The sequence below is a fragment of the Neisseria sicca genome (assembly GCF_003044565.1).
Classification (GTDB): Bacteria; Pseudomonadota; Gammaproteobacteria; order Burkholderiales; family Neisseriaceae; genus Neisseria; species Neisseria sicca_A.
In genome coordinates this window covers 750,105-770,779 of the sequence record NZ_POXG01000001.1, presented here as the reverse complement: position 1 = coordinate 770,779, position 20,675 = coordinate 750,105, and the positions used below count along the sequence as shown (strand labels likewise).

Genomic DNA, 20,675 nt, shown 5'->3' with positions numbered 1-20,675 from the left:
CAATTTTTGCCAAACTGGTCTATGATACCTAAAAGGATTGTTTACAATTCTTTGATTGCAAATCATTTGCAACGGATAGAAGAAAAACAGAAAAAAGGAACAAAGAGATGTTAGAAGCCTATCGCAAAGCCGCCGCCGAGCGTGCTGCCCTCGGTATCCCGCCCCTCCCTTTGAACGCGCAGCAAACCGCCGATTTGGTCGAGCTGCTGAAAAACCCGCCCGCAGGCGAAGGTGAATTCTTGGTCGAACTGCTTGCCCACCGTGTTCCGCCCGGTGTGGACGATGCCGCCAAAGTCAAAGCCTCATTCTTGGCTGCCGTTGCCGAAGGCAGCGCATCCAGCCCGCTGATTTCCCCCGAATATGCGACCGAACTTTTAGGTACGATGCTCGGCGGTTACAACATTCATGCCTTAATCGAACTCTTGGACAACGACAAACTCGCGCCCATCGCCGCCAAAGGTTTGAAACATACGCTTCTGATGTTCGATTCTTTCCACGACGTTCAGGAAAAAGCCGAAAAAGGCAATAAATACGCGCAGGAGGTTTTGCAATCTTGGGCGGATGCCGAATGGTTCACCTCGCGTGCCAAAGTTCCCGAAAAAATCACCGTTACCGTCTTTAAAGTTGACGGCGAAACCAATACGGACGACCTCTCCCCCGCGCCCGACGCATGGAGCCGTCCCGATATTCCACTGCACGCGCTGGCGATGCTGAAAAACCCGCGCGACGGCATCAATCCCGACAAACCGGGTGAAGTCGGTCCGATTAAATTATTGGAAGAACTCAAAGCCAAAGGTCATCCCGTTGCCTATGTCGGCGACGTGGTCGGCACCGGCTCTTCACGCAAATCCGCGACCAACTCCGTGATTTGGCATACCGGCGAAGACATCCCGTTCGTACCGAACAAACGTTTCGGCGGCGTATGCTTGGGCGGCAAAATCGCGCCGATTTTCTTCAATACTCAAGAAGACTCCGGCGCGTTGCCGATTGAAGTCGATGTTTCCGCGCTGAAAATGGGTGATGTCGTCGATATTCTGCCTTATGAAGGCAAAATCGTGAAAAACGGCGAAACCGTTGCCGAGTTCAGCCTGAAATCCCAAGTATTGTTGGACGAAGTGCAAGCCGGCGGCCGTATCAACCTGATTATCGGCCGCGGTTTGACTGCCAAAGCGCGCGAAGCCCTGAAACTGCCTGCTTCCACCGAATTCCGTCTGCCTCAAGCGCCTGCCGAAAGCAAAGCCGGTTTCACGTTGGCACAAAAAATGGTCGGTCGCGCCTGCGGTCTGCCCGAAGGACAAGGCGTACGCCCGGGTACTTATTGCGAACCGCGCATGACGACGGTCGGCTCGCAAGACACTACTGGCCCGATGACCCGCGACGAGTTAAAAGACTTGGCTTGTTTGGGCTTCTCCGCCGATATGGTGATGCAGTCTTTCTGCCATACCGCCGCTTATCCGAAACCTGTCGATGTCAGAACCCATAAAGAACTGCCCGCCTTTATTTCTACCCGTGGCGGCGTGGCTCTGCGCCCGGGCGACGGCGTGATCCACTCATGGCTCAACCGCCTGCTGCTGCCTGATACCGTCGGTACCGGCGGCGACAGCCACACCCGTTTCCCTATCGGTATTTCCTTCCCCGCCGGCTCCGGCTTGGTTGCTTTCGCAGCAGCGACCGGCGTCATGCCGCTCGATATGCCTGAGTCCGTACTGGTACGTTTCAGCGGCAAGCTGCAACCGGGCGTAACCCTGCGCGATTTGGTAAACGCCATTCCGCTTTACGCGATTAAACAAGGTTTGCTGACCGTGGCCAAAGCCGGTAAGAAAAACATCTTCTCCGGCCGCATCCTCGAAATCGAAGGTCTGCCTGATTTGAAAGTGGAACAAGCCTTTGAATTGACCGACGCATCCGCCGAACGCTCCGCCGCCGGCTGTACCGTGAAGCTCAACAAAGAGCCGATTATCGAGTACATGAAATCCAACGTCGTGTTGATGAAAAACATGATTGCCGACGGCTATCAAGACCCGCGCACTTTGGAACGCCGCATCAAAGCCATGGAAAAATGGCTGGCGAATCCAGAGCTGCTCGAAGCAGATAAAGATGCCGAATACGCCGCTGTGATTGAAATCAACATGGACGACATTAAAGAGCCGATCATCGCCTGCCCGAACGACCCGGACGACGTATGCTTCATGTCCGAACGTTCCGGCACCAAAATCGACGAAGTGTTCATCGGTTCGTGCATGACCAACATCGGCCACTTTCGCGCCGCCTCCAAACTCTTGGAAGGCAAGTCCGACATCCCCGTCCGCCTGTGGATGGCGCCGCCAACCAAAATGGATGCGAAAGAGTTGTCTGACGAAGGCCACTACGGTGTACTCGGCCGCGCCGGCGCGCGTATGGAAATGCCGGGCTGTTCGCTGTGTATGGGTAACCAAGCCCAAGTACACGAAGGCGCGACCGTCATGTCCACCTCTACCCGCAACTTCCCGAACCGCTTGGGTAAAAACACCTTCGTTTACCTCGGCTCGGCAGAGTTGGCGGCGATTTGCTCCAAACTGGGTAAAATCCCGACCGTTGAAGAATACCAAGCCAACATCGGCATCATCAACGAACAGGGCGACCAAATCTACCGCTACATGAACTTCAACGAAATTGACAGCTACAACGAAGTAGCCGAGACCGTGAATGTTTAACAAGTAGGTAAAGCAGTTTTAGACGACCCCTTTAGAGGCTAAACCCATGAGGTCGTCTGAAAACAAAAAAACAGAACAGTTTTCGCTGTTCTGTTTTTTTGTTTTAAACCGCCGTTATTCTCTTTTGGGTGGAAGAGGGCGCATGAAACGATACGGTTTGAGTCGACAATATTCTGCAATCTCAATGCCGACAGTTTGGAAAAAATCCGCCTAAAAATAATGCTTTTTAGGCGGATTGGTCTGATTGATTCTGGTGTCGAATTGGAAGCTTAAATTTGCAAACTTTCCTCGTATTCTTGGGCTTAACGCCGCTCCTGCCTGCGTATCAGCCACACAGCGAGCAGGGCGAAGGCTATGGTGGGCAGTGCGCCGGCGAGGAAGGGCGGGACGCCGTAGAGTTGGCTGGTAAAGCCGAAGAGCCGTCCGGCGAAGTGGAACAGCAAGCCGAGGCAGATGCCGCCGAAGAGTTTCAAGCCCATATTGCCGTGGCGGGTGGTTTGCGGGGTGAAGGCGAAGGCGACGAGCGCCATCACCCAGGCGGCGACGGGGTAAACCAATTTGCGCCACCATGCGATGGCGTAGATTTGGGTGTTTTGGTTGTTGTTTTCGAGGTGGCTGATGTAGGTGGTCAGTTCGCCGACGGACATTTGGTCGGGTTTGACGAGTAATACGTCCATCAGGTTGCGCTTGACGGCAATCGGCCAGTTTTCTTCGGCGGCGGTGGAGACTTCGACTTTGTCTTCGCCAAGTGTGCTGCGGCGGATGTTTTTCAACTGCCAACTGCCGTCGTTGTTTAAAACGGCGGACTCGGCTTCCGTTGCCTGCGTCAGCTCGTTTTTGTCGTTGCGCACCCAAATTTTAATGCCCAGCAGGGTATAGTCGGGCAGCATTTCGCGCACGTTGATGATGCTGTTTTTTTCTTTGAGCCAAAGCCCGGTATTGCCGGTGCTGATTTTGCCGTTGATGGCGGCGGATTTGATGTTTTCGGCTTTTTGGCTGAGGGTGGGGGCAATCCATTCGCCGAGCGCGGCGGTGGCGATGGCGAAAATCAGTCCGAACTGCGACAGGATCAGCAGCAGTTTTTTGGTGCTCATGCCGCTTGCTTTGATAACGGTCAGTTCGCTGCCGGCGGCAAGTTGGCTGAGGGAGACGAGTCCGCCGATGAGGACGGCGAGGGGCATGAGTTCGTAGGCGCGCGCGGGCATCTGCATGAGGACGTATTGAGCCATGGTTGCGCCGTTATAACTGCCTTTGCCTAAGTCGCCGACTTCGTTGATGATTTCAAAAAAGCTGTACAGGGCAAGGAAGGCAAGGAGGGCGTAAACCGCCATAACCGCCATTTGGCGGATGATGTAACGTGAAATCAGGTTCATTTTCCGCCTTTCAATGTCAGACTTTTGCCAACCGCCTGCCAGAAGGGCTGGCTAGGCATACTGCGGACGCGCAGGAGTACGACGGCGATGGCGAACATGATGATGTGCATGGGCAGCAGTCCGAGCCAGAAATGGATTTTGCCGTCTTCCACGGCATTGCGCAGGAAGGTCAGTCCGTTTTGGTAAATCAGGAAAAGCCCGATGGCGACGAGGATGTTGTAGGTGTGGCCGCTGCGCGGGTTGAAATAGGAAAGCGGCACGGCAAGCAGGCAGAGCAGGAGGACGCTGACGGTCAGCGAGATACGCCACATCAATTCCGCCTGATGTTGCGGGTTGCTGCTGCCGATGAGCTGCGATGTCGGGATGGTGCGGCGGTGGGAAACGGGGTCGATGAGTTTGGGTGTGGTGCTGATAATCAGGCTGAGGTTTTGGAAGGAAACGCGGTTGTAGTTGGCTTTGCCGGGCGTGCCGCTGTAACGGTAGCCGTTGCGCAGGTCGAGCGTGCGCTTGTTGTCGTTCAGCGAGAAATTGCCTTCTTTGGCGAAGATAATGTTGTCGTTGCCGTTTTTATCCTGTTCGCGCAGGAACAGGTTTTTCATGATGCCCGATTCGGTGTCGAAGGTTTCGACGAAGTAAACCCTGCCGTTGCGCTTGCCTAGGCTGTTGAACTCGCCCGCTTCCACCATGGACAATTCTTGTTTCTGCTTGAGGATTTCGGCGTATTCGCGGCTGCGCAGTTCCGCCCACGGCATCACCCAAAGCTGCATGACGGCAATCAGGATGGCAAAGGGCACGGCAAACTGCATGACGGGGCGTATCCATTGTTTCAACGCCAATCCGCAGGAGAGCCAGACTGACATTTCGCTGTCGCGCCAGTAGCGGGTCAACACGGTCAGCGTACTGATGAAAGCGGTCAACACCAGCAAAAGCGGCGTCATGCCGATGACCCAGAAGCCGACCAATGCCAACACGGCATCAATGGCGACGCGCCCGTCGGCGGCACGTCCGAGCAGGTTGATTGCCTGCGTGGAGACCAACACCGCCAAGAGGACGACGAAAATGCCGACGGCGGTAAAAGAGAGTTCTTTGATGAAGTTTCTTTGATAAATCATAGAATCGCGGCTAGGAGCGGTAGCGGTTCGGCGCAGGCGGATTGTCTGCGCAAGGTTTCAGACGACCTCTCAAATGGAGTACAATCTTTCCAACCGTTTTCAGACGACCTCTTGATGCAAAGGGTCGTCTGAAACTACCCGAAACCATCTCAATCAGGAGAATAAACGTGGAATTTAGCACAAAAGCCGGAACCTTGCAGCCGCAACAGGCAGGCGCGCAGTTATTTGTCTGCACCGAAACCGCACAATTAAACCACCCGACCGCCCTTGCCCTTTTGTCTTCGCTTGAAGAAGGTCAAACTTTTGCCGACACCAAAATCCCGACGGACAACGGTTTGCAGGCAGTCGCCGTCGTCCGCCTCGAAAAAACCGACCGCGCCGCGCTGAACAAAGCCGCCGCCGAAGCCGCTAAATGGGCGCAAAATCAGGAAACGGTCAATGCGGACATCCATGCCTTCGATGAAGCGCAAGCCGCCGCCGTTGCAGAAGCCTTTGCCATCGCGTTCGGCAACGCCGCCTACCGTTTCGACCGCTATAAAAAAGAAGCCAAGCCCGCCAAATTTGCAGAAGCCGTGTTCCACAGCGCACACGAAGCCGCCGTCAAAGAAGCCCTGCGCGTTGCTGAAGCGCAGGTTTACGGACAAAGCCTCTGCCGCGATTTGGGCAATGCCGCGCCGAACGAATGCACGCCTGAGTTCCTCGCGCGTACCGCTAAAGCCGAAGCCGAAAAATTGGGTGCACACGCCAAAATCATCGAAAAAGACTACATCAAAGAAAACATGGGTTCGTTCTGGTCAGTCGCCAAAGGCAGCGTGGAAGACCCCTATCTGATTGAATTGAGCTACTTCGGCGCGGCGGACAAAGAAGCCGCCCCCGTCGTCTTGGTCGGCAAAGGCATTACCTTCGACACCGGCGGCATCTCCCTCAAACCCGGTTTGAACATGGACGAAATGAAGTTTGACATGTGCGGCGCGGCAACCGTCATCAGCACCTTCTGCGCCGCCGTCAAACTGCAACTGCCGATCAACCTCGTCGCCGTCGTCGCCACCTGCGAAAACATGCCTTCCGGCGCAGCAAACAAACCGGGCGACGTCGTGAAAAGCATGAAAGGCCTGACGATTGAAGTGTTGAACACCGATGCCGAAGGTCGTCTGATTTTGTGCGACGCGCTTACTTACGCCGAACAGTTCAAACCCAAAGCCGTCATCGACGTCGCCACCCTGACCGGCGCGTGCATCATCGCCTTGGGACATGACGTCAGCGGCGTGATGGGCAACAATCAGGATTTGATCGACAGCCTACTTGCCGCCTCCCGCAACGTGGACGACAAAGCATGGCAACTGCCGCTCTTTGAAACCTACAAAGACCAGCTCAAATCCAACTTCGCCGACATTCCCAACATCGGCACGCCCGGCGCAGGCACGATTACCGCTGCCACCTTCCTGTCCTACTTCACCGAAGACTACCCGTGGGCGCACATCGACATTGCGGGTACGGCATGGAAATCCGGCAGCGAAAAAGGCGCGACCGGTCGCCCCGTTCCCCTGTTGCTGAACTATCTGCGCAACGTGAAATAAGCCTTGACGCCTGCGGGGCAAAGCAACCGACCCCGCAGGTCGTCTGAAAACGGAACGCATCATCTTCTGACACAACCCAACAAACGGAGAACCATGATGAAACCGCTATTTACCGCATTGTCCGTCGCCTTTCTGCTCGGCACGAGCGTCAGTATCCACGCCGCGGAACAGGCCAAACCTACCGACCGCAGCGTCCAAGTGTACAAAAAAGCCGATTTGGCGGAGTGGAACCGCGAAAACGCAGCCGGAGGCAAAGGCCCGCTGCTCGGCCGCTTCGCCTTCAACCGCCACCAGACCGCCGCCCAAGACGCGTTCAGGGAAATCGGCTGGCTGACCCTGCCGCCGGGCGCATCCATCGGCGAACACAAACACACCGACAACGAAGACGTTTACATCATCGTATCGGGCAAAGGCGTGTTTACCGACAGCACGGGCAAACAGACCCCAGTCGGCGCCGGCGACATCACCATCGCCCGCCCCGGTCAGTCCCATGCATTGAAGAACATCGGCAAAGAGCCGCTGGTCTTCCTTGACCTGATTGCTGAAACCGCCGCTGCCCAAGCTGCCAAATAGCAGTCATCAAACCGACAAGGTCGTCTGAAAATCGTATTGCGTTTTCAGACGACCTTTTTTGTTGTTTAGGCAACATGATTCGTTCCAAGCAAACGGGGGGATGGCACGCTGCCGCTGTTTCCGTCTTTTTTATCATTTTCAAGATATTGGGTTTCAGACGACCTTTGGTTTTTTGCTGTTTGTATGGGTTTTGGTTTGGCTGTTTTGCCGCACCAAATGCGATTCGCTTCTTGAATTCTTGTCATATTAATGATGTGATGTTATATAATAACAATCTATTTGAAATATGACGGGAAACCTAAAATGACACAAGCCACGCTTAAACCTATTGTTTTATCTATTCTTTTAATCAGTTCCCCCATTCTCGCCCAAGCGCATGAAACCGAGCAGACGGTGGACTTGGAAACGGTCAACGTCGTCGGTAAAAGCCATCCGCGCGCCACTTCGGGGCTGCTGCACACTTCGACTGCCTCCGACAAAATCATCGCCGGCGATACTTTGCGGCAAAAAGCCGTCAATCTCGGCGACGCATTGAACGGCGTGCCGGGCGTCCATGCTTCGCAATACGGCGGCGGCGCGTCTGCGCCTGTGATACGCGGGCAGACGGGCAGACGGATTAAAGTGTTGAACCATCACGGCGAAACGGGCGACATGGCGGATTTCTCGCCCGACCATGCCCTGATGGTGGACACCGCCTTGTCGCAACAAGTCGAAATCCTGCGCGGGCCGGTAACGCTGTTGTACAGCTCGGGCAATGTGGCGGGTTTGGTGGATGTTGCCGACGGAAAAATCCCCGAAAAAATGCCTGAAAACGGCGTATCGGGCGAACTGGGGCTGCGTTTGAGCAGCGGCAATTTGGAAAAACTCACGTCCGGCGGCATCAACGTCGGACTGGGCAAAAACTTCGTGTTGCACACGGAAGGGCTGTACCGCAAATCAGGCGACTATGCCGTACCGCGTTACCGCAAAGAAGAGGGTCGTCTGAAACGCCTGCCCGACAGCCATGCCGATTCGCAAACTGGCAGCATCGGGCTGTCTTGGGTAGGCGAAAAAGGCTTTATCGGCGCGGCGTACAGCGACCGTCGCGACCAATACGGCCTGCCTGCCCACAGCCACGAATACGATGATTGCCACGCCGACATCATCTGGCAGAAGAGTTTGATTAACAAACGCTATTTGCAGCTTTATCCGCACCTGCTGACCGAAGAAGACATCGATTACGACAATCCGGGCTTAAGCTGCGGCTTCCACGACGACGATAATGCACACGCGCATACCCACAGCGGCAGACCGTGGATAGACCTGCGCAACAAACGCTACGAAATCCGCGCCGAATGGAAGCAGCCGCTCCCCGGTTTCGAAGCCCTGCGCGTGCATTTGAACCGCAACGACTACCGCCACGACGAAAAAGCGGGCGATGCAGTGGAAAACTTCTTTAAAAACAAAACGCAAAATGCCCGCATCGAATTGCGCCACCTGCCCATAGGTCGTCTGAAAGGCAGTTGGGGCGTGCAATACCTGACCCAAAAATCCAGCGCGCTTTCCGCCATTCCCGAAACTGTCCAACAGCCGATGCTGATCGACAACGATGTGCATCATTACAGCTTTTTCGGCGTAGAACAGGCAAATTGGGACAACTTCTCGCTTGAAGGCGGCGTGCGCGTGGAAAAACAAAAAGCATCTATCCAGTACGACAAAGCCCTGATTGATCGGGAAAACTACTACAACCAACCCTTGCCCGACCTCGGCGCGCACCGCCAAACCGCCCGCTCGTTCGCGCTTTCCGGCAACTGGTATTTCACGCCACAACACAAACTCAGCCTGACCGCCTCCCATCAGGAACGCCTGCCGTCAACGCAAGAACTGTACGCACACGGCAAACACGTTGCCACCAACACCTTTGAAGTCGGCAACAAACACCTCAACAAAGAGCGTTCCAACAACATCGAACTCGCGCTGGGCTACGAAGGCGACCGCTGGCAATACAATCTGGCACTCTACCGCAACCGCTTCGGCAACTACATCTACGCCCAAACCTTAAACGACGGACGCGGCCCCAAATCCATCGAAGACGACAGCGAAATGAAGCTCGTGCGCTACAACCAATCCGGCGCCGACTTCTACGGCGCGGAAGGCGAAATCTTCTTCAAACCCACACCGCGTTACCGCATCGGACTTTCCGGCGACTACGTCAGAGGTCGTCTGAAAAACCTTCCGTCGCTGCCCGGTAGGGAAGACGCCTACGGCAACCGCCCACTCATTGCCCAAGCCGACCAAAACGCCCCGCGCGTGCCTGCCGCACGTCTCGGCTTCCACCTGAATGCCGCGCTGACCGACCACATCGATGCCCATCTCGACTACTACCGCGTGTTTGCCCAAAACAAACTCGCCCGCTACGAAACGCGCACGCCCGGACACCATATGCTCAACCTCGGCGCAAACTACCGCCGCCGCACCGGCTACGGCGAGTGGAATTGGTACGTCAAAGCAGACAACCTGTTCAACCAATCCGTTTACGCCCACAGCAGCTTCCTGTCCGACACCCCGCAAATGGGACGCAGCTTCACCGGCGGCGTGAACTTTAAGTTTTAAACGTGACGGATTTCTGGCGAAACCTTAAATGTGTTCAGAGGCAGCCGTTAGGTTTGCTTTTGGGGATGTCGGGTTTCGCGGAAATGTGAGAAAGGTCGTCTGAAAAATCACTTGCTTCCTAAATCTTGAATATTTATAAAATTCTGTTCAGGAACTATATTTCTATGGCGTAATAGGTGTTAAGATTGATGGAAATACTGTTATGTCATGAATATGTTAGAGGTAGCCGGCATTGAAGAATACTTGGAATGAAGCCCTTAAGCTAGCCAAGTCCATTGTTGATTTTTTATCGTCTCCCGATTTTTTTTCTACTCCATATAATGGGGAAACCGAAAAATTTGAAGTGCTGACTGATTCAGAAGAGATATTTGGGATTATTGGGAAACAATGGGATAGCTGGGAGGAGATAATTGAGCAACCATTTGATGATTCGTTTGAATGGCACTATTTATTTGGCTCTAAATTAATTGATAGTAATTGCTTAGGCGCTCTTGATAAAAATTTCCATGGTGCTGATGAAAAATTAACTTACCAAAATGTAACTAACCTGATACACGAAATATTTTTTCGAGATATGGAGATTTTATTAAATTGTTATGCCAACAATTTTGTTCCAGAGATTTGGAAAGATATTTTATATGTTTATCAGCACAACGGTCTTCCTTGTGGCTGGCAAGGCGATTATCCAAAAGGGAAAATGATCATTTTTTCTAATGAATAAATTATGAGTAAGCCATTATTTGTTCATCTGCCTAACGTCGAAGCCTCTCTAATAAAATATTGAGCTATAAAAAAACTGCACCCTCAGCTTGGCAAAATAGCCAACTTTAGGGTGCAGTTTACGTTTTCAGACGACCTTTGAGTTTGTGGTGCCGCTCAAACCTTGTCGGTTGAAAGTTCAAGACGGATAGAGACCTTTGCAAAAATAGTCTGTTAACGAAATTTGACGCATAAAAATGCGCCAAAAAATTTTCAATTGACTAAAACCTTCTTAATATTGAGCAAAAAGTAGGAAAAATCAGAAAGGTTTTGAATTTTGAAAATGAGATTGAGCATAAAATTTTAGTAACCCATGTTATTGCAAAGGTCTCAGATAGCGTGACAGGCTCAAGTCGTCGCTGCGGATCTCGGTGTCTTTGCCGCACACGATATCGGCGGTCAATTTTGCCGAGCCTAACGACATGGTCCAGCCCAAAGTGCCGTGACCTGTGTTCAGGAACAGGTTGTCAAAGCGGGTGCGGCCGATTAGTGGCGTGCTGTCGGGCGTCATCGGTCTGAGGCCGCTCCAGAACAATGCCTGATTCAAGTCGCCGCCTTCGGGGAACAAATCGTTGACGACCAAAGCCAGCGTTTCGCGGCGTTTTTCGGACAGTTTGATTTCGTAGCCGGACAATTCCGCCATGCCGCCGACGCGGATTCTGTTGTCGAATCGTGTGATGGCGACTTTGTAGCTTTCGTCCAAAACGGTAGAAACCGGCGCGCCGTCTGAGTTTGTGACGGGCAGGGTCAAGGAATAGCCTTTGACGGGGTAAATGGGCAGATTGAGATCCAACTGCGCCAAAACCGTTCTACTGAAGCAGCCGAGCGCGCAGACGAAGACATCTGCTTCAAAGCGTTCTTTTTCGGTTTCGACTGCGCTGATGCGCTGGCCGTTGTGTTCGATGCGGCGTATGGTTTGGTTGAAATGGAACTGTACGCCTTTTTCCAGACAGAGTTGGTACAGGTTTTGGGTGAAGAGGTGGCAGTCGCCGGTCGCATCTGCAGGCAGGTGCAGTCCGCCGGCAATTTTGGCGGTAACGCGTGCAAGCGCAGGCTCGAATTCTGCACATTCTTCAGGTTTCAGACGACGGTACGGCACGCCGTATCGTTCCAAAACGTTAATGTCTTGTTCTGCCGCTTCGACTTCTTCGGCTTGGCGGAAAATCTGCAAAGTGCCTTTTTTGCGTCCTTCAAAATTCATGCCGGTTTGCGCTTCAAAACGGCGGAACATCTCGCGGCTGTATTCGGAAATCCTGACCATGCGCTCTTTGTTGGTTTGATAGCGGGAGGCGTTGCAGTTTTGCAGCATTTGCCACAGCCATTCGATTTGATACAGGCTGCCGTCGGGGCGGAACAACAGGGGAGGATGGCTTTTAAACAGCCATTTCAGTGCTTTGGTCGGAATACCGGGTGCCGCCCAAGGCGTGGTATAGCCGTAAGAGAGCTGTCCGGCATTGGCGAAACTGGTTTCCATTGCCACGCCTTCGGCACGGTCGATTACGGTTACCTCATGTCCGGCTTCCGCCAAATACCACGCGCAGGATACACCGGCAACACCGGCACCTAAAACAAGCACTTTCATTTTGTTCCTCCTCTGACTTTTTTCAAAAATACAGATATGAGGTCGTCTGAAACACATTTTCAGACGACCTCGGCAGGCATCAATGCGGCAACTCTCCGTTTCTGACTTTTTGTTTGAAATCACGCGTTTCGTTGACGATGACTTTAATCATCAAAAGGAGTGCGATCAGGTTGGGCAACGCCATCAGACCGTTGAACGTATCCGAAGCCAGCCATACCAAATCAAGGCTCAAGACTGTACCCAGCATGACGGAAGAGACATAACCGACGCGGTACAAACCGGCAAACCTCTCGCCGAATACATAAACCGCGCATTTCTCGCCGTAGTAGCACCAGCCCAGAATGGTTGAGTAAGCGAAGAAAATCAGACCGATGGTGACAATCCAGCCGCCGATGCCGGGCAGCATTTTTTGGAAGGTCACAGTCGTCAGTGCCGCGCCGCTCAATTCAGGTTTGACAAACTCGCCGCCCGCGCCGAGCAGACCCATCACCAAAATGATGCCGGTAATCGAGCAAACGACGATGGTGTCCAAAAACGTGCCGGTCATGGAAACCAAGGCTTGACGGACGGGATGGTCGGTTTTGGCGGCTGCGGCGGCAATCGGTGCAGAACCCATGCCTGCTTCGTTGGAGAACACGCCGCGCGCCACGCCGTAGCGGATTACCGTGCCGATAGCGCCGCCCGCCACTGCCTGCGCGCTGAACGCATCGGAGAAAATCAGCTTGACGGCAGGCACCAGCGCATCGGAATTGATGACGATAATGGAAATACCGCCCACCACATAAAACACCGCCATAGCGGGTACGATGAAAGAAGCGGCTTTGGCGATGCCTTTAATTCCGCCCAAAACGACGATGGCAGTCAGAACCGTCAACGTAATGCCGGTATAGACAGGATTAATACCAAAGCTCGTCTGAACCGCTTGAGCGACCGAGTTGGACTGTACGGAGCTGCCGATGCCGAACGAAGCGAATGTGCCGAATAAAGCGAACGCCAACGCCATCCATTTCCAGTTTTTACCCAAACCGTTTTCGATGTAATACATAGGTCCGCCGGACATTTCGCCTTTGGAGTTGGTCACGCGGTATTTCACCGCCAATACGCCCTCACCGTATTTGGTTGCCATGCCGAAAATGGCGGTCATCCACATCCAAAATACCGCGCCCGGACCGCCAGTTACTACGGCAGTCGCCACACCGGCAATATTACCCGTACCGATGGTGGCGGACAGGGCGGTCATCAAAGCGGCGAAATGGGAAATATCGCCTTCGTGGTCTTCGCCGTCTTCATGCTTCTTTGACGGAACGAAAGCCTGCTTCAGCGCATAGCCCAACATGGTGAATTGCAAGCCTTTCAGCATGACGGTCAGCAAAATGCCCGTGCCGACCAGCAGCACCAGCATGACAGGCCCCCAGACCCAGCCGCTGATGGTTTCAAAAAAGGCTTTGAGATTGTCTAAAAACCATTGCATGAGTTTCTCCTTTGTCTGTTTTATATTTTTTACGCACTACTATTTTTTGTAGTGTCATGTAATTTCAGCACAGAATGTTCAAGAATACAATATCTCTCTTTTTGAAAAGATTTTCGATGTCATACCTTAAACGGCGGCTAAATCAGGTAGAACATATTGTTTACAATCTGAAAAATAATGTGAATACAGCTTAAGCCTGCCAGTCTGTAAACGCATATCTTTCAACTAAAAAATCGCAGGTTGTCTGAAAAATGGCGGTCGCTTTTTGAGAAAAATACGCCATAGGCGAATCGCTATGGCGTGAGGGTTGAAAAGTCATGTGTGCGGCAATAAAAAACTGCACCTTAACGGGTTGGAAGGAATATCCAACTTTTTAGGTGCAGTTCAGTTTTCAGACGACCTTTGGGAAACGGTCGGTCATTTGGGATGGTGTGTCGCCGTTATGGTTTGACGGCTTTGCCGTCGATGGTGACGGATGTGAGTTTGAGGTCGTAAGTTTTGCCGTCGTCGGTGTATTTGATTTCGGCAGGGATGTTGTTGAAGGCGGGGGCGAACGAATAGGTGACGGTGTCGTCGCCGCGCTTGACACGGTATTTGTTGACTGTGGTGGTGCCGCCGCCGATTTTGTAGTTTTCGCTGCCGACTTTGGTCATGCCGCTGACGGGGTAGAGTTTTTTGCCGTTGGTAATGTTCAGACCGGACGGCAGGTGGGCATCGTTGGCGGCAAGCTGCCAAGCCAGTGTAAAGAGGTCGAGTGTCGTGCCGCTTGATTTAGCGGTTTCGCTCGAGCCGGCTTTGCCGTATGTGATGCTGTTGCCGCTGAATTTGGCTTCGGCATAGAGTTTGCCACCGCGGACGTCTTTATAGTATTTGGGACGGAGGGTGTTGCCGCTGATGGTGCCGCCGGATTCGAAGCGGATGCTGTACATCGGGACTTTGATTCTGGAAACGATGGTGTATTGGTTGCCGCTGCGGGTGAAGGTCATGGTGGCGGGGATGCCGTAGCTGCCGGAATATTTCAGGGTGGCTGATTTGGGCAGCTCTGCGGCATAGACGCTTGTGGCGCTCAGGACGAGACCGGCGGCGATAAGCAAGGCTGGTGTTTTCATGATATTTCCTCCTGTTTTGGGTCGTCTGAAAGGGTTTCAGACGAGCTTGGTTTATTGGAGATTGCCCGAACCGAACATAAATTCTATCTGGCTTTGGTAATGGCTGTTGCCGTTGCGTTTGTCGAAGTCGGCGGCAAGCTCGTGGGCATGTTTCGCCGCATCTTCGTCAAAGGGGTAGAGTGCGATGAGGTAGTCCAAATAGAGCATATTGTCGTTTTGGGCATGTTGAATAATGGCGTCGCCGTGCCGGTTCATCAAGTCGAGGGCGCGTTGCGACTGTCCGAGTTTGTAAGCCAGTTGGGAGAAGAGGGGAATAAGACGGACGAAAATTTCGTCTTCTTCGGCGTTGATTTTATCTATGGCTTCATCCAAAAGACGCTCTGCTTCGGGATATTTGCCCAGCCGTATCATGCTGTCGATGGCGGGATGGTAGGTAATATGCGGCACTTCGGCGCAGGTCATTTCGCCCGTTAAGATGGGTTGGGCGGTGTCGATGGCTTTTTGATACTGTCCGATGAAATGGTAGAAGTTGACTTGTTCGGTCTGTTCGCACGCGGGACAGTCGGAAAATTCGTCTGTCGCGGTTTGCTGCCATTTTTGGAAATTTTCTTTGGCGGCGGTGTGGTCTCCGGTCAGGATGTTTTGCAGCATCAGGGTTTTATAAAATGATGAAAGACTGAACCGCATGTTTTCATAGTGGTAGCGCATTGTTTCGTTCGCTTCCTCGATTTCCTTTTTGTCGATAAAGAGGTCGCGGGCAAGAGTGGGAATGATCCATTTGAATTTCCACTGGCAATCGATTAAATCGTAGAAGCCTTCGGGAAAGCCGTCGTCTTCAGGATGCTGCTCGTAGCTTTCGTCACAGCGGTCCAAGTGATGGTCGATCAGCCAGTTTAGGCAGTGCAGCTTGAAACCGGGTGAAAAGGAATGGTTGCTGAGTACGTCGCCGACAACAAAATTGCACAATGCCAACGTTGTTTCAGGGTTGTTTTTGAGGCTTTGGTTGAATAAATCGATGGCTTTGCTTTGGCGTTGACGGTAGTCGGATTCGGAAATGATATCCAAAAGGGTCAACTGGTTTTGGCTCATGGTTTTTCCTTATGTGGTACTGCTGCTTAGGCGGGGATTACGCGAGCAGGGTTTGTCCTTCGGCGTTGCGTTCTGAATTGAATACGCGGTTGCCTTCGATTTTCAGACGACCTGCAACGAAATCGGCAACGGCTTGCGGGAATAGGCGGTGTTCGACTTTAAGGACGCGGGCGGCAACGTCGTCGGGCGTGTCGCCATCAAGTATCGGCACGATGCCTTGCGAGATAACCGGACCGCAGTCCAGCTCGGGGGTCACGAAGTGGATGGTGCAGCCTGCGACGCGGCAGCCGGCTTCAAGGGCGCGTTCGTGGGTATGCAGGCCGGTGAAGGCGGGGAGGATGGACGGGTGGATGTTGATCAGGCGGTTTTGGTAATGGGCGCAGAATTCGGGCGTGAGGATGCGCATAAAGCCTGCGAGGACGACCAAATCAGGTTGATAGGCATCGATTTTCTCCATCATGGCTTGGTCGAAAGCAAGGCGGCTGGGGAAGTCTTTGTGGTTGAGGCTGTCGGTAACGATGCCGCGCTCGGCTGCCCAAGCCAGACCGGCAGCGGTTTCGCTGTTGCTGAGGACGGCGGCGATGCGGGCGTCGGGAATGGCGGCATTGACGATGGCCTGCATATTGCTGCCGCGGCCGGAGATAAGGATAACGATGTTTTTCATGGGGTCGGTTGTATTAGGTTGGTACGTTTTATTGTATAGCAAAACAAAATCGGAATGCTATGGCGCGGGTTTATTGGGGGTTTGATGGGATAGGAGGTCGTCTGAAACGGGGTAAACCATGTTTTGCGAATATATAGTGGATTAAATTTAAATCAGGACAAGGCGACGAAGCCGCAGACAGTACAGATAGTACGGCAAGACGAGGCAACGCCGTACTGGTTTAAAGTTAATCCACCATACAGAACAGAAATGCCCGAAACGAATTCGGTTCGGGCATCGGGTTAAAGCGCAGGCTTATTGGACTTTTTGAATGTCAACTTGACCGGGAGCGGGTTGGAAATCTTCGGGTTTGCCGATTTTAACCAGCTTCACGTCAAATACTAAAGTGGAATTCGGACCGATTTTTCCGCCCGGCATGACTTGGTCGCGGTAAGCGAGTTTGGATGGGATGTAGAAGGTGGCTTCGCTGCCTTCTTTCAAGAGTTGGATGCCTTCGGCCCAGCCGGGGATAACTTGGCTGACGGGGAAGGTGACAGGACCGCCGGCTTTGCTGCTGTCGAAGACGGTACCGTCAATCAGGCGGCCTTCGTATTCGACAACGACGATGTCGTCTTTTTTAGGCTGTTTGCCGTCACCTTCTTTGGTGATTTTGTATTGCAGGCCGGAAGCAGTGGTTTTCACGCCTTCTTTAGTGGCGTTTTCTTTGAGGAACGCTTCGCCTTTTTCCAAGTTGGCTTTGGCGTCAGCCTGAAGTTTTTCCGCCGCTTTGGCTTGTTGTTCTTTCAGGAATTTCATCATGACTTCTTGTGCTTGGACTTCAGTCATTTTGCTTTCTTTGCCGTCATAAGAGGCTTGCAAGGCTTCGATGAAGACTTTCATGTCGATTTCCGCGCCCTGATCCTTCATTTGTTTCAGGGAGCTGCCGATGTCCATACCCATTGCGTAGCTGGCTTGTTGGACCGGTGTGCCGATAGAGGATGCGTCTTTTGCGGCAGATGCGCCGGAAGCTGCGGATGCCGATGCGGGCGCAGAGGCTGAAGCAGGTGTATTGGCGTCTTTTTTGTCGCAGGCGGTCAGTGCCAATGCGGCGGCGATTGCCAATGCGCTGAATTTGAAAGTTTTGTTCATGATGTTTTCGTCTTTTAAAAGGGGTCAGTAAAAGAAAGTCGGGATTATAGCCCAGTTTGAATCAAAAGGAATCAAGGCTGTTTAAATTTTCGGCTTATCGTGTAAAGCCGTTTTCAGACGACCTTCGATTTTAGGCTTTGCCCGTCATATCGTGGTGTTCGATAGTAAAGCCGTTTTTTCTGTATGCGCTGAAGCGTTCGCGGGCGTCGGCGAGTTCTTCCAAGCTGCTGCCTACAATTTCAAGCACGCGGGCGGGGACGATGGGGGCTTCGTTCCAAAAGTCGGGCGAGAGGTTGAGGACGGTAGCGTTTTCAGGGACGGCGGGCAGGGTGTCACCGAACGCGAGCCATACGGGTGTTTCAGACGACATGGATTGGTCGGGTTGCCAAATTTCATGCGGAATGAAGCTTTCGGGAATTTGCTGCCAAAGGTCGCGGTCGAGGCGGCGGATGGTTTCATCGGAATCCGACCACACCAATATCTGCCCGCCGTCGCGTATGGCGCGCGCAATCAGGCGGCAGGCGAAGGCGGCAGGGTCGGCGGCGTGGGTGTAGAAAGTGGCTTTGGGCATGATGCACGGGGCAGGGGAGGAAATGGGGGATTATAGTAAAAACGTTGTGAAAGGGCTATGGCAAGACTGTCTTGCCTGCGTAAGAAAATTTAGGCATCCGGACGCTTGTCGGGATGCCTTCGCAAAGCATATCGGGATTTCAGACGACCTTTTGGGATGGTTGTTTGTAACACGATGGAAAATTTACTGAACGGGAAGCCTGAAATGTCCGGTAATGGTATAGCGGTAGAGGATGTCGTCTTCACGGGTTCCCAAACCGATATTGTGGATAATCAAGGGTCTGTCTCCGATTTTGCGGTCGGAGACGATGCCGATGTGGGGGCGGTTGCCTTTAAGCTCCCAAGTCACAATGTCGCCTGCCTGATAATTCGTATCCTGTACCGCCCAGCCTTGGCGTGTGAAATAAGTCATGAGGTTGGGCACCCGGCGGTGGTCGATGTTGGCATCGGGTTGTTTCAAGCCCCAACGGTTGGGGTAGGCGGAGAAGTTCCGGCTCATGTCTTGATGGACAAGTTCTTGCAAATCCATATTTTGGTCGCGCAGGGCGCGGATGATGACGTCGGTGCATACACCTTTTTTCATCGGTACGTCACCCATCGGATATTTGAGTTTGGTGTAGGCAGAGTCATAACGCAGGGTCTTGCCGATTTGGTTGCGCGCAGATTGAACGATTTTCGGGGATGGTCGGTCGGGTTGGGTAATGGATTGTGAAGAGCCGGTACGGATAAGTGGGATGGTCGGACCGTAAGGGCTGTGATAAAACCAAAAAGCCGCAGCCGTAATCAAGGCAATGGCAACCGCAATGCTGGCAAGAACGAGATTGAGGGAGGTTTTGCGTTTCATGATTTGCGCACGGATTTAATGTAAATGTTATATGCGTTATTTATCAGATTTCGGGGTGGGGTGGCAATCAAAAGAGGAGTAACGGTCTTTATTAGGTATATTCGGACGGGTAATCAATACGTTTTTGAGGGGGAAATGGCATTTTGTTAACGCTAAATCTCCTGTTTAGTCAAAATGATACTTTGGTTTTGCATACCTTTTCCAAGTACGGCATTTTAGAATCCGCCTCTTTTTGAGAAAATACCGCAGCATTAGCAGTAATGCGGTATAAGTCTTACAACCTGATTGTGAATTCGCTCGAAAATTTTAGGGCAAACCGATAATTTGAATTCCAACCGGTTTCGATATAAAGCGTAGCGTGCAAAGTAAACTTCAATATTCCGATATTGTTTAATTTTGTTGTTCTTTTATATCAATCAAAAACATAAACCAACCATACCCAAAAAAGGAATCTCCCCGGTGAAACGAATCTTCTTGTTTCTCGCAACCAATATTGCCGTTTTGGTCGTCATCCGCGTTGTTTTGGCCGTACTTGGCATACACAGTACGGATCAGGTCGGCAGCCTGCTGGTGTACTCGGCCGTCGTCGGCTTTGCCGGTTCGATCATTTCATTATTGATGTCCAAATCCATCGCGAAAAACTCTGTCGGTGCGGAAGTCATCGTACAGCCGCGCAATCAAGTGGAAGCGTGGTTGTTGGCGACTGTGGAAGCACAAGCGAGGCAGTGGAGCCTGAAAACGCCGGAAGTGGCGATCTACCATTCCCCCGAACCCAATGCTTTCGCAACCGGTGCCACGCGCAACAGTTCGCTGATTGCGGTGAGTACGGGTTTGCTAGAGCGCATGACGCGGGACGAAGTCGAAGCCGTTTTGGCGCACGAAATGGCGCACGTCGGCAACGGCGACATGGTAACGTTGACGCTGATACAAGGTGTGGTCAATACCTTTGTGGTTTTCCTTGCCCGCATCGTTTCCGGCATGGTTGCCCGCAATAACGACGGCAGCACTTCGCAAGGCACATATTTTTTAGTCAGCATGGTATTGCAGGTCGTGTTCGGCTTTTTGGCAAGCATCATCGTGATGTGGTTCAGCCGTCAGCGCGAATACCGTGCGGATGCGGGAGCCGCCAAACTGGTCGGCGCGCCTAAAATGATTGCCGCGTTGCAACGCTTGAAAGGCAACCCGAGCGATTTGCCGCAGCAAATGAATGCGATGGGTATCGCCAGCGATGCCAAAGATTCTTTGCTCAGCACCCACCCCTCTTTGGAAAACCGGATTGCCCGTCTTAAAGCTTTATAATCAGGGCAGAGATTCAAATAATAGAAAGATGATTGAAGGTCGTCTGAAAATTTGAATCGTCGAATAAACTTCGGATATTCATGACAACTTGTTTAGTCGGTTTATCTCAGCCGGATTCTGTAATATAGCAGAATCCGGCTGTTTTCATTTCAAGCCGTATTTTTGGGGCAGTCTTACAAATATAGTGGATTAAATTTAAATCAGGACAAGGCGACGAAGCTGCAGACAGTACAAATAGTA

Annotated in this window: 17 protein-coding genes; 6 read left to right on the top strand and 11 right to left on the bottom strand. The window is 52.4% G+C overall.

The features are described from left to right. The first annotated feature begins 107 nt into the window (after window positions 1-107). A complete protein-coding gene (gene acnB / locus DBZ16_RS04155) occupies window positions 108-2,693 on the top strand; it encodes a bifunctional aconitate hydratase 2/2-methylisocitrate dehydratase (RefSeq protein WP_107813023.1) in 2,586 nt (861 codons plus the stop codon). A gap of 302 nt (window positions 2,694-2,995) precedes the next feature. Here the strand turns inward: acnB and lptG are convergent, their stop codons facing one another. Genes lptG through DBZ16_RS14810 form a run of 3 tightly spaced genes read right to left on the bottom strand, consistent with a single transcriptional unit; the run spans window position 2,996 to window position 5,359 of the window. Further along, window positions 2,996-4,066 carry an LPS export ABC transporter permease LptG gene (gene lptG / locus DBZ16_RS04150; protein WP_107813022.1) on the bottom strand — a complete coding sequence of 357 codons (1,071 nt, stop codon included), beginning with the start codon at window positions 4,064-4,066 and terminating at the stop codon, window positions 2,996-2,998. Further along, window positions 4,063-5,178, bottom strand: a complete 1,116-nt coding sequence (gene lptF, locus DBZ16_RS04145) for an LPS export ABC transporter permease LptF (RefSeq protein WP_107813021.1) — start codon at window positions 5,176-5,178, stop codon at window positions 4,063-4,065. The genes lptG and lptF overlap by 4 nt, the downstream gene beginning before the upstream one ends. A gap of 10 nt (window positions 5,179-5,188) precedes the next feature. Then, window positions 5,189-5,359 (bottom strand): hypothetical protein, encoded by a 171-nt coding sequence (locus DBZ16_RS14810; protein WP_159070296.1) that lies wholly within the window; start codon window positions 5,357-5,359, stop codon window positions 5,189-5,191. On the opposite strand from DBZ16_RS14810, the gene DBZ16_RS04140 reads away from it, so the two are divergent. The 4 genes from DBZ16_RS04140 to DBZ16_RS04120 all read left to right on the top strand — a co-directional run bounded on the left by DBZ16_RS04140 (window position 5,346) and on the right by DBZ16_RS04120 (window position 10,641). After that, window positions 5,346-6,755 (top strand): leucyl aminopeptidase, encoded by a 1,410-nt coding sequence (locus DBZ16_RS04140; protein ID WP_107813020.1) that lies wholly within the window; start codon window positions 5,346-5,348, stop codon window positions 6,753-6,755. The two genes, DBZ16_RS14810 and DBZ16_RS04140, sit on opposite strands and share 14 nt — an antisense overlap. Before the next feature lie 96 nt (window positions 6,756-6,851). Beyond that, window positions 6,852-7,328 carry a cupin domain-containing protein gene (locus DBZ16_RS04135; RefSeq protein ID WP_107813019.1) on the top strand — a complete coding sequence of 159 codons (477 nt, stop codon included), beginning with the start codon at window positions 6,852-6,854 and terminating at the stop codon, window positions 7,326-7,328. Between the two features lie 303 nt (window positions 7,329-7,631). Beyond that, window positions 7,632-9,920 (top strand): TonB-dependent zinc receptor ZnuD, encoded by a 2,289-nt coding sequence (gene znuD / locus DBZ16_RS04125; RefSeq protein WP_107813017.1) that lies wholly within the window; start codon window positions 7,632-7,634, stop codon window positions 9,918-9,920. Window positions 9,921-10,152: 232 nt separating this feature from the next. After that, the gene (locus DBZ16_RS04120) at window positions 10,153-10,641 is read left to right on the top strand and encodes a hypothetical protein (RefSeq protein ID WP_107813016.1); all 489 of its coding nucleotides are present in this window, start codon (window positions 10,153-10,155) and stop codon (window positions 10,639-10,641) included. A 354-nt stretch (window positions 10,642-10,995) separates the two neighbouring features. Here the strand turns inward: DBZ16_RS04120 and DBZ16_RS04115 are convergent, their stop codons facing one another. The 8 genes from DBZ16_RS04115 to DBZ16_RS04075 all read right to left on the bottom strand — a co-directional run bounded on the left by DBZ16_RS04115 (window position 10,996) and on the right by DBZ16_RS04075 (window position 19,136). Next, window positions 10,996-12,261: a D-amino acid dehydrogenase gene (locus DBZ16_RS04115; RefSeq protein WP_107813015.1), complete on the bottom strand. Its 1,266-nt coding sequence runs from the start codon at window positions 12,259-12,261 to the stop codon at window positions 10,996-10,998. Window positions 12,262-12,340: 79 nt separating this feature from the next. After that, window positions 12,341-13,732, bottom strand: a complete 1,392-nt coding sequence (locus tag DBZ16_RS04110; protein WP_107813014.1) for an alanine/glycine:cation symporter family protein — start codon at window positions 13,730-13,732, stop codon at window positions 12,341-12,343. 440 nt (window positions 13,733-14,172) lie between these two features. Continuing rightward, entirely contained in the window at window positions 14,173-14,841 is a 669-nt protein-coding gene (locus DBZ16_RS04105; protein WP_107813013.1) for a DUF3108 domain-containing protein, read from the bottom strand. A 51-nt stretch (window positions 14,842-14,892) separates the two neighbouring features. Next, window positions 14,893-15,930, bottom strand: a complete 1,038-nt coding sequence (locus DBZ16_RS04100) for a hypothetical protein (RefSeq protein WP_107813012.1) — start codon at window positions 15,928-15,930, stop codon at window positions 14,893-14,895. 37 nt (window positions 15,931-15,967) lie between these two features. Continuing rightward, window positions 15,968-16,594, bottom strand: coding sequence for a phosphoribosylglycinamide formyltransferase (gene purN, locus DBZ16_RS04095; RefSeq protein WP_107813011.1), 627 nt, complete (start codon window positions 16,592-16,594; stop codon window positions 15,968-15,970). Window positions 16,595-16,888: 294 nt separating this feature from the next. Continuing rightward, window positions 16,889-17,722: an FKBP-type peptidyl-prolyl cis-trans isomerase gene (locus tag DBZ16_RS04090; RefSeq protein ID WP_107813010.1), complete on the bottom strand. Its 834-nt coding sequence runs from the start codon at window positions 17,720-17,722 to the stop codon at window positions 16,889-16,891. 130 nt (window positions 17,723-17,852) lie between these two features. Further along, entirely contained in the window at window positions 17,853-18,293 is a 441-nt protein-coding gene (locus tag DBZ16_RS04085) for a DNA polymerase III subunit chi (protein ID WP_107813009.1), read from the bottom strand. Window positions 18,294-18,476: 183 nt separating this feature from the next. Then, window positions 18,477-19,136 carry a DUF1287 domain-containing protein gene (locus DBZ16_RS04075; RefSeq protein ID WP_003757490.1) on the bottom strand — a complete coding sequence of 220 codons (660 nt, stop codon included), beginning with the start codon at window positions 19,134-19,136 and terminating at the stop codon, window positions 18,477-18,479. A 459-nt stretch (window positions 19,137-19,595) separates the two neighbouring features. Between DBZ16_RS04075 and htpX the strand changes: the two genes are divergently transcribed. Further along, on the top strand, window positions 19,596-20,435 hold the full coding sequence (gene htpX / locus DBZ16_RS04070) for a protease HtpX (RefSeq protein WP_009312191.1): 840 nt from the start codon (window positions 19,596-19,598) through the stop codon (window positions 20,433-20,435). Window positions 20,436-20,675 lie beyond the last annotated feature (240 nt).

What these genes read in the sequence shown, in the direction of transcription:
- acnB (WP_107813023.1), top strand. Translation starts at nt 108, where the DNA reads ATGTTAGAAGCCTATCGCAAAGCCGCCGCCGAGCGTGCTGCCCTCGGT.
- lptG (WP_107813022.1), bottom strand. Translation starts at nt 4,066, where the DNA reads ATGAACCTGATTTCACGTTACATCATCCGCCAAATGGCGGTTATGGCG.
- lptF (WP_107813021.1), bottom strand. Translation starts at nt 5,178, where the DNA reads ATGATTTATCAAAGAAACTTCATCAAAGAACTCTCTTTTACCGCCGTC.
- DBZ16_RS04135 (WP_107813019.1), top strand. Translation starts at nt 6,852, where the DNA reads ATGAAACCGCTATTTACCGCATTGTCCGTCGCCTTTCTGCTCGGCACG.
- znuD (WP_107813017.1), top strand. Translation starts at nt 7,632, where the DNA reads ATGACACAAGCCACGCTTAAACCTATTGTTTTATCTATTCTTTTAATC.
- DBZ16_RS04115 (WP_107813015.1), bottom strand. Translation starts at nt 12,261, where the DNA reads ATGAAAGTGCTTGTTTTAGGTGCCGGTGTTGCCGGTGTATCCTGCGCG.
- DBZ16_RS04110 (WP_107813014.1), bottom strand. Translation starts at nt 13,732, where the DNA reads ATGCAATGGTTTTTAGACAATCTCAAAGCCTTTTTTGAAACCATCAGC.
- DBZ16_RS04105 (WP_107813013.1), bottom strand. Translation starts at nt 14,841, where the DNA reads ATGAAAACACCAGCCTTGCTTATCGCCGCCGGTCTCGTCCTGAGCGCC.
- DBZ16_RS04100 (WP_107813012.1), bottom strand. Translation starts at nt 15,930, where the DNA reads ATGAGCCAAAACCAGTTGACCCTTTTGGATATCATTTCCGAATCCGAC.
- purN (WP_107813011.1), bottom strand. Translation starts at nt 16,594, where the DNA reads ATGAAAAACATCGTTATCCTTATCTCCGGCCGCGGCAGCAATATGCAG.
- DBZ16_RS04090 (WP_107813010.1), bottom strand. Translation starts at nt 17,722, where the DNA reads ATGAACAAAACTTTCAAATTCAGCGCATTGGCAATCGCCGCCGCATTG.
- DBZ16_RS04085 (WP_107813009.1), bottom strand. Translation starts at nt 18,293, where the DNA reads ATGCCCAAAGCCACTTTCTACACCCACGCCGCCGACCCTGCCGCCTTC.
- DBZ16_RS04075 (WP_003757490.1), bottom strand. Translation starts at nt 19,136, where the DNA reads ATGAAACGCAAAACCTCCCTCAATCTCGTTCTTGCCAGCATTGCGGTT.